We start from the raw sequence: 14299 nt of genomic DNA, 5'->3' as shown, positions 1-14299 counted from the left end.
CGGGAGCGGCATGGGGGCACTCCTTCTGCGACGTGTGTTCACGTCGGGGTTTCGGGCCGATCACGTAACTGTTCGAACGCTGACATCCGCTTCGAGCTCCTGACAAGATCAACCGGAGGCGACTTCACGTCAGTTGGCAGGAAAACGACAGGGTGCGGCCACACGAGGAGACATGTGTGACGCGAGAAGAGGTGATGTGCCGTGCTGGAACCGATCGGCCTGGATGAGCGCGACGAGGCCGTCTACGACGCCCTGATCCGGAGGTCGCAGGCGACGAGGGCCGAACTCGCCACCGACTGCGGCCTTTCCGCACAGGCGACGGGCCGCTCGCTGCGGACCCTCGTCGATCTGGGTCTCGCGCTGAGCATGCCGGGCCGGCCCGTCACCTACGTGGCGGTGTCACCGGACAGCGGTCTGGAGGCCGTACTGCGCGAGCGCGAACGGGCGTTGGACGGTGTGCGCTCCCATCTCTCCGCCCTGATGGCCGCGTATCGCGCCGGCAGCCGCTTCGCACAGCCCGACCAGCTCGTCGAGGTCATCTCCGGACGGGACGACGTCAACCGCAACTGGGTGGAGATGCAGCGGGCCTCGCGCACCCAGATGCGGGGCTTCGACAGCCCGCCGTATGCCGCGGCGGCCGGCCACTCCGAACCCAACGGCATCGAGCTGGAGTTGCTCAGACGCGGCGTCAAGTACCGCGTGATCTACGACAGCTCGGTGCTGGAACTACCGGGTTGGCTGGACGACGTCACCATCGGGATCCGCCTGGGCGAACAGGCCCGGATCGCCACCGGCCTGCCGACGAAACTGGCGATCTCCGACGACCGGGTGGCCATGCTCCCACTGCTGCGGCCGGGCGACGACACGGTGACCGCCTCGTACGTCATCCATCCCTCGCCGCTGCTGGACGCGCTGGTGGCGCTGTTCGAGGCGGTGTGGGAGCGCAGCGTGCAGATACGGCCGTCGGCCGCCGTCTCCCTCGACGACGGCTCGGCCCGGCTGACCCAGGAGGAGACGAAGCTCCTGACGCTGCTGTCGTCGGGTGCCACGGACAAGTCGGCGGGCAGGGCCCTGGGATGGAGCGAACGCACCGTGCAGCGGCACATCACCAGGCTCATGCGGCGCTTCGGGGCGCAGACACGTTTCCAGCTGGCCATGGAGGCGACCCGACAGGGCTGGATCTGACGAGCGGGCTCGCAGCTGCAACCGAGCGTTCCCCTGGCTGCTTGACTTGCTCCTCGGGCCGAAGCCCGAGGATTCCGGCCTTGCGCTCCGGTGCTGTGCCGGTACGCGGTGCGGGCTCCGGTTCGGATTCCAAGGCTTCCTGCTTCACCGCACGGTGCCGGAACATGTTCCGGTCTTACGTGCACTCCACAGGCTGTCACCGCCAGTCCGGCAGCCTTGAGTTCTTCGCGGCGTTGTGGCCCCGGTACTCCCCCGTCAGGCCCGCGAACGCGACGTTCTACGGCGTGGAGAGCAAGGAGTTCGCGAAGCCGATGACGGAGTCGGCCGTACAGGACCTGCCGGCCTCATCTCCAGGCGCGACGTCCGCCCAGGCCGTCGCACGCGACGTCGAAGCGGCGCAGGCTTCGGGACCGCCGGCGTGCTGAGCCGGCACGATGGGCCCGCCGCATGCGTTGTCAGAGGCAGCAGTCAGGATGGCGGTCATGACAGACGGAACGACCTGGCTCGCTGACCGACAATCCATCGCTTTCGGGGGCTACCACGTGGTACTCGCCCGCGGCCTCTCCCCGCAGGAACTCGCCCAGCGCCTTGCGGCGGCCCTGCTGTACGACACGGAGCACGTCGTCGTGCCGGTCGGCGACCACACTGGAACCTCGCTCCTGGAGCTCATGGACGACCACTACGACGTCGGGCTGCGCCTCGGCTCCGTGGGGGACTGGACATACGCGGTTGCCTACGGCGGCTGGCAGGCCGAGTTCGGACCGATGACACCGGCCTCGCGCGACGGCGCGCATGTCTGCCTCCTGGAGTACGAGGAGGAGAACGGCAAGCCGGTACCGCCCCAGTTCGCCTATTTCCACGACGGTCGGCTGCTGGCCGCCTTCAACCTGCATCTGGACGGATCATGGGGCTACGAAAAGGTCGAAGGCGACCCCGTTACAGCCGCTCGACTGCAGGAGCGGCTCACGGCCGCCGGCCTCCCGGACCCGGAGCGGAACCGAAGGGAGGTCCACCGCGCCGCGCTGGGCGTTGTCGAGGAGTTCTTCGGGCTCTCGCTGCCGCGGGAACCGATCGTGAGCGGGACGCTGCCGGCCGTTTTGCTGGAACCGGCGTGACCCGCAACCGGACCGACACACCCACCAGGTTTTCCCCTGGCTCGTCGCGTCGCGGCACTCGTCCTCCGGCCGAACCTGGCGCCGTCGGTGGAGGTGCTCCTGGTAGTGGCGGACGACCTTCTCTTCTACGACGGCAAGGCAGCGATGCACCAGGATGTGGCCGTGGATCTTTCGGGTATTGGAGCAATATCGGCAGCGGCGGTCGCCGCGATCGGCATTCCGGCCGCTCTCATGGTCGGCCGCTGGACGATGCGAGGGGCACTGGCCCAGGCGGAGGGGACATACCTGGCAGCACTCGCAACGGCATCGTCCAACCATGATCACTGGCGGCGAGGTGTCCAGCGGGACGCCTGTGTGCAATTCCTGGTCATCACGGCGGAGCTGGATCGCTTGTCGACGCCGATGGACCAAGCCGCTTCGCACGACGAGATCGAGGCTGCGCACACAGCAGCCGACGAGGTCCTGCACCGGGCCACCACCGCGTATTACGTCGTGCGTCTCGAATCATCGGAACTGGGTGAGGTCGCCAACGAATTGCTGGAAACGGGACGCCGATATGCCATAGGTGGATTGCGATGGGGCGCGGCCGAACGCGCACGGGCCACCCTCAACCTGTTCGAGGAAGAAGCGGGGTCTCGCCTCACCCATGTCTGGGATGCTCTCCATCGGCTTGGCGAAGCACACGATGCTGCCAACCGCCAGCGCGGTCGGGGAGCCGATTATTGGGAGGCGCGAGGGCATGCACGACGGATCCTTGGGGGCTTGGGCGGGCTGACCGACGAGCAGATCCACGACCTCCTGAACGACGCGGAGAACCCGGTGGACATCATTCAATTGATCGAGAGATTCCACGCCGCCCGGGAATCGTTCCTCGAGGCCGCCCACTCGCGACTCAACGCCCCCGTCACAACACCCGACCCAGAAAGTCGTTCGCTCAGGGCGGTAACTGCTTCGCCGCGGACAAGCCGGGATGGTGCCTGACCACCAAGTCCCGGACCTGGAAGCGGCAAAGCGACGGAACGCATCACGGGACGACCCGCATCAGCGCCGGCGATCTGGATGCCATGGCGGAGCGGGCTTGACCTTGACGCTGGGTCAACCCTCCATCCTTCCGGCGGGAGTTCGGTCGGAGGCGCATTGCAGCGCGCTTTCGTGCGCATCAGCGGAATTCTCGAAGTGGACGTGCCGGGGTTCGGAGTTGACCAGTGCGGGGCAGTTCCACTGCGTTGTAGGTGGAGTCGTACGGCGTGAACACCTGGACCGGCAGTGGTGCCACGCCGCCGGAGTCGACGCTCTCGGCGTGACCCGGCGGCACGGCCCGGTGGGCGTCGGCGGGGGCCTCAGGATGTGGGCGCGTCCAGCTGCGGCTTCAGGCGCACCTCGGTCACGCTCACGCCCTCCGGAGCGCCGAACGCCTCGACCATCACGCCCAGGTAGGTACCGGTGACCTCCAGAGCCAAGTGGTCGGCCCCCACGCGCAGGTCGAGCCTTGCCACGGGCTCGCCCGAGAAGTCCGGCATGCGGTAGATCCGCGCCGCCGGGTAGTTCAGGCTCGTCAGCTTCGTCTGCATCTGCTCGTACGTGGCCGTGTCCATGCCCGAGAACGCCCGGCTGATGCGCCGTGCGTGCCTCTCGGCGGCGCACTGCTCTCCCGCGGTCAGCGGCACCTCATCGACCAGGATGGGCATGGTGGAGTCGGGGGTCGGCTCCGCTGCCGTGGTGTCGGCCGTGGAAGCCGGTGCCACATCATCGGTGCTGTTGGAGACGTCCGGAGCGCAGCTCTGCGAGATGAGGTTCGCCAACTCCAGGAACCGCGTCTCCGCATCGTCGGTCGCCGAGGCGACGCCGGCCGTAGAGGATTGATCGGCGGTGGCGTTCTGCGTGCCGAAGCCGGCCAGGACAACGACGCCGCCGAGCGCGGCCGCCAGCAAGGACTTCGGGAGGAGAATCGATCGCATGTCCGTACCATGCAGGCTGCTGACGACCGCCCACATGAGTACCCGTACTCAATCCCCCAGAGCACCAGCTCACCAGCGACCCGCAGCTGAGCTCAGTCCGTCGCGCCATCACAGCTGCTTCGTCTACGGCCCCGCGATGTGATCAGACGGTTGACGGCGTCGCCTGCGGCGAAAGCGTCGCCGGGTTTGTGGTCGTGTTTGAATCCGGGGCGCGCCGTTGCGTCGGGAGTGGTGGTGCAGAGTTTGCGGATGCGGGTTCTTTCGCAGCCGCGGAGCTGCTGGAGGGTGAGGTCGGCGGTGCCTTCGCCGGGGAAGCGCAATTCGTACCCGATTCCGGCGGCCCGCCCGCTGGAGCGGGGTACTGGAGTCGGAGGGCTCTGACATGATGCCGTGAGCCTCATCAGCAGCCGGCGCATCCACGTCGTGGACTACCAGCGATCATCGGAGCCAGAACGGCGTTCGCGGTGTGGGCTCTTCGACTCGATCGGCCCGATGACAGTACAGCGGGCGGCGCCATCGCTCACGGTTCAGATGTCGACGAGCAGGTGGCGGGGGCCCCGGAGCGTGGCGCTGGTCCGGTACGGGGGCGGGTCCTCGACCAGGCTCGGGGTGCCTAGGCGATGAATCAGCGTGTTCAGCGCGATCTGTGCTTCCAGGCGGGCCAGCGCCGCGCCATAGCAGATGTGGATGCCGCTGCCGAAGCCGAAGTGCTGGTTGTCCTCGCGCGTCGGGTCGAACTGCTCGGGGTCGCGGAAGCGCCTGGGGTCGCGGTTGCCGGAGGCCAGCATCAGCAGCAGCCGTGCGCCCTTGGGGATGGTGGTACCCGCGATCTCCACGTCGGCGAGCGGGGTGCGCCGCGGCAGCATGTGGACCGGGGGCTCGTAGCGCAGCAGTTCCTCCACCGCCTTCGGCATCAGGGCGGGTTCACGGCGCAGGTGTTCCATCTGATCGGGATGGCGCAGCAGGGTGAGCAGGCCGTTGGTGATCAGGTTGACGGTGGTCTCGTGCCCGGCGACCAGCAGAGTCGTGCCGGTGACCGCCAGTTCCTCAGGGGTGAGGCGCGCGGCTGGATCCTGCTCGTTGACGAACGCGGACAGCATGTCGTCGGTCGGGTGGCCGCGGCGGCGCTCGGCAAGGTCGATGAGGTAACGGCCCGTTTCCGCCCGGGCCTGTTCCCCGGCCCGTTCGTGCTCGGTGCGGTCCTCGCCTGGCCGGACGTCGGCGGCCTCGATGATCGCTGAGGACCATGTGCGGAAGGTCGGCTCGTCCTCACGCGGCACGCCCAGCAGCCGGCAGATGACCGTGACGGGCAGGGGGTAGGCGAAGTCGTCGACGATGTCGATCTGCTTGCGGTCCCCGAACGCGTCGATCAGCTCCTCGGTGATCTGCGTGATCTCCCCCCGCAGGGCGTCGACCCGTCCCGGGCTGTGCGGTGGTCCGAACGGCCGCATCGCGATGCTGCGCAGCCGCTGGTGCTCGGGGTCGTCGAGCCGGATGAAGGCCGGCGATTGCCGCTCCTCGTCGGGCAGGCCGCTGAGCGGGACGGCGAGGTTGCGGATGTCGGAGCTGATGCACGGGTCGTGCAGCAGCGAGTTGATCTCGTGGTACGTGCCGACCAGATAGCTGCCGTCCGTCTGGCGCACCACGGGACCTGCCTCGCGGAGTTCGGCGTAGAGCGGGTAGGGGTTGGGGCGGTTGGCGTAGTCGGTGATCCGTGCCAGCAGGGTGTCGGCGGTCATGCCGGGACTCCTCGTCGACTGGGAGGGAGGGTGGTGTCAGCCGGCGGGCCACACCCTGGTCAACCGGCGGTCCGGCAGATGGCCGGTGAGGGCGACGGTGGGGCCGTGCGAAAGTACCTTGGGGTCCGGCACGTCGGAGGGGATCGGGAAGTCGGCGGCGGCCCGGCGGTCGGCGGCGCCGGGCTCGGGCGGGAACGGGGCGGCCGTCTCGATCAGGCGCTGGTAGTGCTCCAGCCACTTGGCCATGTTGACGGTGACCGCGGCCGTGATCCGGCCCCGGTAGCCGTACACCGCCACCAGGCGTTCGTCCTCGACCGAGCCCTGGGCGATGACCACCTGGTCGGAGAAGGTGGGGACGCCGACGGACTTGATGTTGAGGCCGAACTGGCTCGACCAGAAGGCCGGGACCGTCAGGTGCGGGCGTCGGCGCGGCCCCGGATTGACCATGTTGTGGGCCGCCACCTCGGCCTGCTCCACCGCATTGCCCCAGTGCTCCAGGGAGAGCATCTGATACTCGAAGAGGGGGTGTGGGAAACGGGCCACGTCGCCGGCCACGAAGACGTCGTCGGTGACGATCCCGTACATGTCGAAGGCGCGGCATCCGGCGTCGCAGGCGACCCCGCGCGGCCCGGCGGCAAGGCCGGAGTCCACCAGCCACTCGGTGTTGCGGACCGCCCCGAGGGCGACCACGGCGACATCGGCCTCGACATGGCTGCCGTCGGAGAGGTCCGCGCCGGTGAACCGGCCGTTCCCGCGCAGCGCGGTGACCGTCACCCCGGTCCGCAGGTCCACGCCGTGGGCGCGGTGCAGACGTGCCGCGAACTTGCCGAGCGTTCCGCCGAGCGCCCCCACCAGGGGCGCGGGCCCGCGCTCCGCGACCGTCACGTCGATGCCCCGCTCTCGGCACGCGGAGGCGATCTCGGAGCCGGTGAACCCGGCGCCGATCACCAGGACCCGGCGCGGCCCGGCGTCCAGGCGCTCGGCAAGACGGCCCGCGTCCTCGATGGTGCGCAGGGTGAACACCCCGTCCAGGGCGCCCTCGTCCGCATTCGGCCAGGGCCGGGCCCGGGTTCCGGTGGCGATCAGCAGCCGGTCGAACGACAGGGACCTGCCGTCGGAGAGCAGCACCCGCTTGTCCATCGGGTCGAGTCCGGTGGCGCGGACCCCGAGCTGCCAGTCCGCCTCCGGGTCACGACGCATCGGCAACTCGACGGAGGTCGCCGCCGCCTTGCCGAGCAGCACCTGCTTGGACAGCGGCGGCCGGTCGTAGGGCGGATGGGGCTCGTCGCCGACCACGGTCAGCGAGCCGGTGAAGCCCTTCTCGCGGAGGGTCTCGGCGGCGCGCAGCCCGGCCAGCGATGCTCCGACGATGACAATCCGGCCGCTGCGCAGATCACTGGACAACTGTGCTCGCCTCTTCTCCCACGAGGACGGCCTGCACCGGGCAGGCAGCCGCGGCCCGCTGAACGTGTTCGAGCTGGTCCTCGGGGACCTCTGGGTTGTACAGCAGTGCCTCCTCGCCGTGCAGTTCGAACAGGTTCGGAGCGAGGAACACGCACTGCGCGTACCCCTGGCAGCGGTTGAGATCCACAACAATCCGCATCCCCAACCACTCCTCGCGTCGCGCAGCCGTCCACTGACGATCCTGAGTCCAGACAGCGGCCGACGGCAGCTCGGCTGACCCGTCCGGGGGTGCACGCAGAGCGACGAAGGCCGCCGTGGAGCGGCCGCGCGCCCCGGCGACCACACCGACGGCCGGGCTCATCCCGTCCGCTCGAACCGGCTCAGGCAGTGGCGTGAGGGACCCGCCCACCCAGCAGGGACCGGCCCCCTGGAGGGCCGTCGCCGAACGGGAAGCGAAAGCGGGAACCGAGCGCATCCAAAACCGTTCGGGATGCGCCCAGTACGCAGCAGTGGGCACCTGTGCACACTGGTTAGGAACGGTGCAGGGACACCTCCGGGCCTCCGGCACGACGCCGCAGTTCCGCCTTGTTCCCGAAAATGGTGTTGAGGCGGAGGTGGGAGGTTCGCTCAGTCGACCTGCGTGGCGGCGAGCGGCGGCAGTTCCAGATGGTCACGCAGGGTGCTGCCCCTGTATTCCGTACGGTAGACGCCTCGGTTCTGGAGTTCCGGGACCAGCTTGTCGACGATGTCGGTGACCGACGACGGGAGCAGGTGGGGCACGATGTTGAATCCGTCGACGGCGCGGGTGGTGACGTAGCGGGTCCACTCGTCGGCGACCGCTGAGGGCGTGCCGACGAACGCCGGGTGGCCCGGTGCCACCTCCAGCACCAACTGCCGTATCGACAGGTCCCGTTCGGTCGCCAGCTCGCGCCACTTGCGGATCAGGGCGGTTTTGCCGGTGCGGTGCGCGATCGCGATCGTGCCGCGTGAGGGGTCGAGTTCGTCCTCGCTGGGCTCGATGTCGGGCAGCGGTCCGTCCGGGTCGTAGGCGGACAGGTCGGTGCCCCAGTACTGCTCCAGGAAGGCGAGCGCCCGGGGCCCGTTGATCTGCTCCCCGCGCACCCAGCGGGCCTTCTCCTCCGCCTCCGCCGGGGTGTCGCCGAGGACGACGCTCGCGCCCGGCAGGATCCGCAGCGAGTCCGGGGACCGGCCGTGCCGGGCCAGCCGGTCGCGCAGGTCGGCCGCGTAGGCGACGGCCTTGCCGTACTCGGTGTTGGCGGAGAAGACGACGTCGGCGTGGCGGGCGGCGAGTTCGCGGCCGCCGTCGGAGTCTCCCGCCTGGAAGAGCACCGGCCTGCCCTGTGGGCTCACCGGTACGGTGGCGGTGGCCCGCAGCCGAACCAGGTCGGTGTCCCTCTCGACCAGGCGGGCAGGGCCTCGGCCGTCCCAGGACGACCACAGTTCCTTGGCCGTGTCGACGAACTGTCCCGCGCGGTCGTAACGGCGTTCGTGCTCCAGCCAGCCTCCCTGCCGGAAGTTGGCTCCGGTCCAGGCGTTGTCGGTGGTGACGATGTTCCATCCGGCCCGGCCTGCGGACAGCACGTCGAGGCTCGCCAGGCGGCGCGCGAGATCGGCCGGGTAGTTGTAGGTGGTGTTCTGGGTGGCCACCAGGCCGATCCGCTCGGTGACGGCCGCCAGCGCGGACAGTTGGGTGATGGCGTCGGGGCGACCGGCCACGTCGAGGTCGAAGATCCTTCCCCGGTTCTCGCGCACCCGCAGTCCCTCGCCGAGGAAGAAGGCGTCGAAGAGTCCCCGCTCCAGCGTTCGCACCACGTCGACGAAGGTCTCGATCGCGGTGTGCGAGGGGGCGTCGGGGTCGGTCCAGATCAGCTGGGGTCCCACGCCCGTGAAGAACAGGCCGAGGTGGAGCTGGGGACGGGAGGACGGTTCGGTCATGGCGGTCACCTCAGGCGTTCGTGGTCGCGGCGGCGAATCGGTTGGCGGGGCGGGGCAGACCGAGCGTGGTGCGCAGCGTGGCGCCGGGACGGGGCGGATGGTGGAGTCCGGCGGCGGCCAGGGCGGGCAGCACCCGGTCGGCCAGGACGGGCAGGTCGTCGGCGAGGACGGCAGGGTGCAGCCGTACGCCGTCGACGGACCGGGCGAGTTCGGTGAGGAGTCCGGTCAGCGCTTCCGGGGAGCCGGTGTGGCGCAGCCGTCCGGTCTCCGGCCACGCGGCCGTGCTGTTCAGCTCGGCCAGCCGGTCGGCGGCCGGGACGGCGGTGTCGAGTACGACCTCCACCTCGGCGAAGACCAGGGGTGCGCCGCTCTCCCGGGCGGTGGCCGTGCGGGAGGCGATTTCGGCGATCGTGGGGCGGGCCACCAGGATCACGTCGGCGCGTTCGTCGATCTCCAGCGCGTCCGGGGCGAGGACGACGATCTGCCCCTGCGGCGGGCGGGGCGTGATCAGGGGACCCTTGACGGTGAAGGAGGCGCCCTCGAAGTCGATGTGGTGCACGCGGTCCGGGTCCAGGAAGCGGCCGGTGGCGGCGTCCTTGATGACCGCGTCGTCCTCCCAGGAGTCCCACAGGGCACGGGCGGTGTCGACGACGTCCGCGATCTCCCGGTGCAGCGCATCGACGGGGAGCAGGGATCGTCCGACGGTGGCGAGGTCGTCCGCGCCGGCCGCCGCTCCCACCAGCCAGGCGGCCCGGCCGTGCGATGCGTGGTCGAGGCCCGCCAGTTGGGTGGCGAGGTGGAAGGGCTCGGTGGTCGTGATGTGCAGCGTGGGCGCGAGTCCGATGCGGTCGGTGAGGCCCGAGACGTACGCCGCGCGGGTTCCGGCCTCGATACGGCCGACGGGCTCCGGGCCGGTGCCGGGCGGCAGCGGCGTGTCGGCGAAGGTGACGAGGGCGAAGCCGGCGTGCTCGGCGGAGACGGCCGCCTCCCGCACCGCCTGCGGAGTCGGGGCCGCTTGGGCGGCGGGGTGGGCACCACCTCCGTCGGCCTCAAGGGCGAGGCGCAGACCGGGCAGCCCGGTGTGGCGGTCAGTCATGGGGAGTTCCTCCGGTGGACGGTTCGGATTCAGGTGTGCGGTCAGAAGCAGTGGGGCGACCGGTCGCCACGGACCGGGAGATCGGCGGCGCGGCCAGGACGGGCGCCGAGGGTGACGCCCGTGCCAGCCATAGCGCCACGCCGACCGCCGCCAGGACGGCGGTCGCGGCGCCCGTGGCCAGTCCGCAGCGCACTCCCGCGTGCTGGGAGATCCAGCCGATGACGGGGGCGCCGACCGGGCCGCCGCCCATGGAGATCACTGTGTAGACCGCCATGACCCGGCCGCGCATGGCGTCGCTGACCTCCGACTGGACGAAGGCGCTCACCGCCGTGTTCAGCGTCATCAGTGTGAAACCGGCGGGCAGCAACAAGGCGAGGAAGGCGGGGTACGTGGGCATGACCGCCGCCAGTGCTTCGAAACCGCCGAACAGCAACGCGCCGACCACGACGGTCCGCACCCGGGGCGAGACACCGCGCGTGGCGGCGATCGTCCCGGCGACGGTGCCGATGGCCAGGGCCGTGTTCATGATGCCGAGCCCCCGGGAGCCGACGTCGAAGACCCGGCCGGCGAACAGGGTCAGCGTGGTCGGGAAGTTGACCGCGAAGGTGGCGACCAGGCCGAAGATCGTGAACACGCCGACGAGTTCGGGCCGCGCGGCCACATAGCGCAGCCCCTCCGCCCCCGCTCCCGTCCACGGGGGCCGGGAGACGGCGCGTGTCTCCGGCGCCCGTGGACGGATCGACAGCAGACCCGCGAGGACGACCGTGAAGGACACGGCGTTGAGAGCGAACACCCACCCGGTACCGATCGCCCCGACCAGCACACCGGCGATCGCCGGGCCGATCAGGCGGGCGGCGTTCAGGGACAGGATGTTCAGGCCCGCCGCCTTCGGGATCAGAGCCCGGCCGACCAGTTCGGTGACGAAGGACAGCCGAGCGGGGTTCTCCACCGTGAACACGCAGCCCAGGGCGAAGGACAGGACGTACAGAAGCCACAGCGGGGCATGGCCGGAGAGCACCATCACCGTCAGGAGCAGGGCCTGCACGGCGTACAGCGTCTGGGTCCACAGCAGCAGGGCCCGCCGGTCGTACCGGTCGGCTATGACCCCGCCCCACAGGCCGAACAGCAGCACTGGGGCGAACTGAAGGCCCACGACCCAGCCGAGCGCGGTCCCGCTGTGGGTGAGCGTCAGGACGTACCAGTCCAGCGCGACACCCTGCATGGCGCTGCCGACGTTGGACACCAGACCCGTGCTCCAGTAGATCCGATAGTCACGGACCCGCAGCGCGGCGAACACCCCTGCCGGGGCGGTGCTGTTGACGGCCATGCGTCTCTTTCCGATGGGTCGGCCAGGTGGTGCACGCGACGGACGCGTCGCAGGGAGAGCCCCGGGGCGGCCGAGGCGGGCGGAGAAGGGCCGCACGACGGGTTCCCCACCGGAGGCGGCCGGCGATGCCGGTCCGGATCCGCGCGAAGGCACGGCGGTGCACGGGCGCAGAAAGGACTGAAGGGAGCGAGTGGTCAGCGACAGGTCTGGTCGAACTGATCGGCGCGGCGGCCCACCCAGAAGGGATCGAGCAGCACGGTGCGTGCCTGACCTGCGGTCTCCATGGCCGGATCAAAGCACACGGCGCGAGGAGCGTCCACCACGCGTCCCGGCACGTGAGACGGCCCCGCCTTCTCGAACAGGGCGCCCGATTCCGGCATTGACGTACGACAAGGCCGCTCCGTAGCATCGCGACGGGCATTGAGTGTCAGCGTCAAGCCCTGGCTCGCTGACCGGCAACCCTCCCGCGCGGTGGGGTGCTCCAGGTGAAAGCCCGGCGGGATCACGACAATTCCCGCAAGCGCGTGGCCCCGGGACCGGGGCCGGAGATGGGGAGGACCGGCATGCGGCACTGTGGTGACCCGGCTGTCTCCTTCACCGACGCCACGGCGTTCTCCCAGCTCTCGCGCCGACGCCACATCGATCTGAAGCGCTCGACCAGCTGCCTCTGTCAGGCCTGACGAGCTCGGTCGGCGTCGACTGACGTCCGTTACCCAGCCACGGCTTCTTCGTACTTTTCTCCTTGCCACCGCTCTCGGTGTCTTTCTCCCTGGCCCCCTGTCTGTACAGCGCTCCCCCGCTGCCGGTGTCGATCCGGCCGGGCCCGCACGCCCATGTACGGCCGTGCCTCGCACGGCACCCCGTGCCTGGTGAACACGAGTAGGAGAAACCCTTCCGTGAAAGCACTCCCGGATATCAGACTCTCCCAATGGGCGCCCCTGGCCGCCCTGCTGACCACCAGTGTTCTGCTGACCGCCTGCGGGTCGGGCGGTGACGACTCCGGCAGCGGAAGCCGCCCGGCGAAGTCCGGCGGCACCTTGACCTTCGCGGTGGGTTCCGACGCCGGCTGCGTGGACCCGCAACAGTCCGGCAGCAACGAAAGCATCTACTCGGTGCGCCAGAGCGTGGACTCCCTGACCGACCAGGACCCCGAGACCGGCAAGATCGTGCCGTGGCTGGCCAAGAGCTGGGACATCGACGCCGAGGCGACGACGTTCACATTCCACCTGCGGTCGGGTGTCACCTTCAGCGACGGGTCGGAGCTGACCGCACAGGTGGTCAAGGACAACTTCGACGCGGTGCCGAAGCTCGGCGCCCTGGGGACCCTCGCCCAGGGCTATCTGAGCGGCGTCAAGAGCACCACCGTGGTGGACCCGCTCACCGTCAAGGTGACGTTCAAGGTGCCCAACGCCCAGTTCCTCCAGGCGACCTCGACCCACTCGCTGGGCATCGAGTCGTCGGCCAGCGTGAAGAAGACCCCGCAGCAGAAGTGCAGCGACGGCGTGATCGGATCCGGGCCGTTCGTACTGAAGCAGTATGTGCAGAACCAGTCGATCACCCTGGCCAAGCGCACCGGCTACGCCTGGGGCTCCTCGCTGTGGTCCAAGAAGGGCGAGGCCTACCTGGACAAGCTGGTGTTCAAGGTGGTGCCCGAGGCAGGGGTCCGGGCCGGCAGTCTCCAGTCCGGGCAGGTGGACGCGATCAGCAGCGTCGGAAAGGCCAACGAGGCGGCGCTCAAGGGCGGTCGGGTCACCCTCCTTCGCCGGGCCAACCCCGGCGTGGTGTTCGGTCTCGGGTTCAACAACGCTCGGCCTGTCCTGAAGGAAACAAAGGTGCGCCAGGCGATCCTGTCCGCCATCGACCGGCAGCAGATCGCCGACACCGTGTTCCCGACCGGCACCCAGCCGGCGACCAGCGTCCTGGCGCACACCACACCCGACTACACCAACCTCGCCTCAGACCTCGCCTTCGACGCGGCCAGGGCGAAGTCCCTGCTGGACACCGCCGGTTGGAAGGCGGGCAGCGACGGCAGCCGCACCAAGGACGGCAAGAAGCTGAGCCTGACCATCACCTGGTTCCCCAACTCCGCCACCAACCAGCCCGCACTCGAGCTGGTCCAGCAGCAACTGAACGCCGTCGGGGTCGACGTGGTGCTCAAGCAGCTCCAGGTCAGCCAGTTCTCCACCACGCTCCAGTCGGGTGACTTCGACGTGGTGTGGGGCAACGTGACCCGCTCCGACCCCGACATTCTGCGCAGCTCCTTCTCCACCCAGCTGGGCAACTTCTACCACCTGTCCGCCAGTTCACTGGACACGGCGCTGTCCGCGCAGGCCGCGACCACGGACACCGCGAAGCGCAAGCAGCTGGTGGTCGAGGCACAGAAGCTGCTCGTGCAGAACGCTTACTACGCGCCGGTGGTGGAGCTCCAGACCCAGCTGGGCGTGTCGAAGAAGGTGCACGACCTCGCCTTCGACTCGGGCAGCCGGATCCAGCTGCACGACACCTGGATCGGTTAGCGC

At 69.6% G+C, this 14299-nt stretch carries 13 protein-coding genes and 1 riboswitch; of the genes, 6 read left to right on the top strand and 7 right to left on the bottom strand.

Going from position 1 to position 14299, the window contains the following annotated elements; translation table 11 throughout:
* Nucleotides 1-201 precede the first annotated feature (201 nt).
* The 4 genes from ACFY16_RS27240 (at nucleotide 202) to ACFY16_RS27225 (ending at nucleotide 3281) form a co-directional block, all read left to right on the top strand.
* Complete coding sequence (locus ACFY16_RS27240) at nucleotides 202-1185, top strand: LuxR C-terminal-related transcriptional regulator (RefSeq protein ID WP_390649819.1); 984 nt, start codon at nucleotides 202-204, stop codon at nucleotides 1183-1185.
* A gap of 164 nt (nucleotides 1186-1349) precedes the next feature.
* Nucleotides 1350-1610 (top strand): hypothetical protein, encoded by a 261-nt coding sequence (locus tag ACFY16_RS27235; RefSeq protein ID WP_390649818.1) that lies wholly within the window; start codon nucleotides 1350-1352, stop codon nucleotides 1608-1610.
* A 57-nt stretch (nucleotides 1611-1667) separates the two neighbouring features.
* On the top strand, nucleotides 1668-2300 hold the full coding sequence (locus ACFY16_RS27230; RefSeq protein WP_390649817.1) for a DUF6461 domain-containing protein: 633 nt from the start codon (nucleotides 1668-1670) through the stop codon (nucleotides 2298-2300).
* A 105-nt stretch (nucleotides 2301-2405) separates the two neighbouring features.
* Nucleotides 2406-3281: a hypothetical protein gene (locus ACFY16_RS27225; protein ID WP_390649816.1), complete on the top strand. Its 876-nt coding sequence runs from the start codon at nucleotides 2406-2408 to the stop codon at nucleotides 3279-3281.
* Nucleotides 3282-3640: 359 nt separating this feature from the next.
* Here the strand turns inward: ACFY16_RS27225 and ACFY16_RS27220 are convergent, their stop codons facing one another.
* The 7 genes from ACFY16_RS27220 to ACFY16_RS27190 form a co-directional block, all read right to left on the bottom strand.
* Complete coding sequence (locus tag ACFY16_RS27220; protein ID WP_390649815.1) at nucleotides 3641-4258, bottom strand: hypothetical protein; 618 nt, start codon at nucleotides 4256-4258, stop codon at nucleotides 3641-3643.
* Between the two features lie 527 nt (nucleotides 4259-4785).
* Nucleotides 4786-5997 (bottom strand): cytochrome P450, encoded by a 1212-nt coding sequence (locus ACFY16_RS27215; RefSeq protein ID WP_390649814.1) that lies wholly within the window; start codon nucleotides 5995-5997, stop codon nucleotides 4786-4788.
* 36 nt (nucleotides 5998-6033) lie between these two features.
* Nucleotides 6034-7401, bottom strand: coding sequence for an NAD(P)/FAD-dependent oxidoreductase (locus ACFY16_RS27210; RefSeq protein WP_390649813.1), 1368 nt, complete (start codon nucleotides 7399-7401; stop codon nucleotides 6034-6036).
* Nucleotides 7391-7600, bottom strand: coding sequence for a ferredoxin (locus ACFY16_RS27205; protein WP_390649812.1), 210 nt, complete (start codon nucleotides 7598-7600; stop codon nucleotides 7391-7393). The genes ACFY16_RS27210 and ACFY16_RS27205 overlap by 11 nt, the downstream gene beginning before the upstream one ends.
* 428 nt (nucleotides 7601-8028) lie before the next feature.
* A complete protein-coding gene (locus tag ACFY16_RS27200) occupies nucleotides 8029-9357 on the bottom strand; it encodes an NtaA/DmoA family FMN-dependent monooxygenase (RefSeq protein WP_390649811.1) in 1329 nt (442 codons plus the stop codon).
* A gap of 10 nt (nucleotides 9358-9367) precedes the next feature.
* The gene (locus ACFY16_RS27195) at nucleotides 9368-10453 is read right to left on the bottom strand and encodes an LLM class flavin-dependent oxidoreductase (protein WP_390649810.1); all 1086 of its coding nucleotides are present in this window, start codon (nucleotides 10451-10453) and stop codon (nucleotides 9368-9370) included.
* Nucleotides 10446-11780, bottom strand: coding sequence for an MFS transporter (locus tag ACFY16_RS27190; RefSeq protein WP_390649809.1), 1335 nt, complete (start codon nucleotides 11778-11780; stop codon nucleotides 10446-10448). The genes ACFY16_RS27195 and ACFY16_RS27190 overlap by 8 nt, the downstream gene beginning before the upstream one ends.
* Nucleotides 11781-12196: 416 nt before the next feature.
* Nucleotides 12197-12309, top strand: a riboswitch (SAM riboswitch).
* Nucleotides 12310-12328: 19 nt separating this feature from the next.
* On the opposite strand from ACFY16_RS27190, the gene ACFY16_RS27185 reads away from it, so the two are divergent.
* Both ACFY16_RS27185 and ACFY16_RS27180 read left to right on the top strand, forming a co-directional pair.
* Nucleotides 12329-12460 carry a putative leader peptide gene (locus ACFY16_RS27185; protein ID WP_390649808.1) on the top strand — a complete coding sequence of 44 codons (132 nt, stop codon included), beginning with the start codon at nucleotides 12329-12331 and terminating at the stop codon, nucleotides 12458-12460.
* A 216-nt stretch (nucleotides 12461-12676) separates the two neighbouring features.
* Complete coding sequence (locus ACFY16_RS27180; RefSeq protein ID WP_390649807.1) at nucleotides 12677-14296, top strand: ABC transporter substrate-binding protein; 1620 nt, start codon at nucleotides 12677-12679, stop codon at nucleotides 14294-14296.
* The last annotated feature ends 3 nt before the right edge of the window (nucleotides 14297-14299 follow it).

It is taken from the genome of Streptomyces sp. NPDC001315 (assembly GCF_042896175.1).
In the GTDB taxonomy this organism is placed as follows: Bacteria; Actinomycetota; Actinomycetes; order Streptomycetales; family Streptomycetaceae; genus Streptomyces.
Note: the sequence above shows the minus strand (reverse complement) of the source record. Positions and strands in the feature narration are given on the sequence as shown.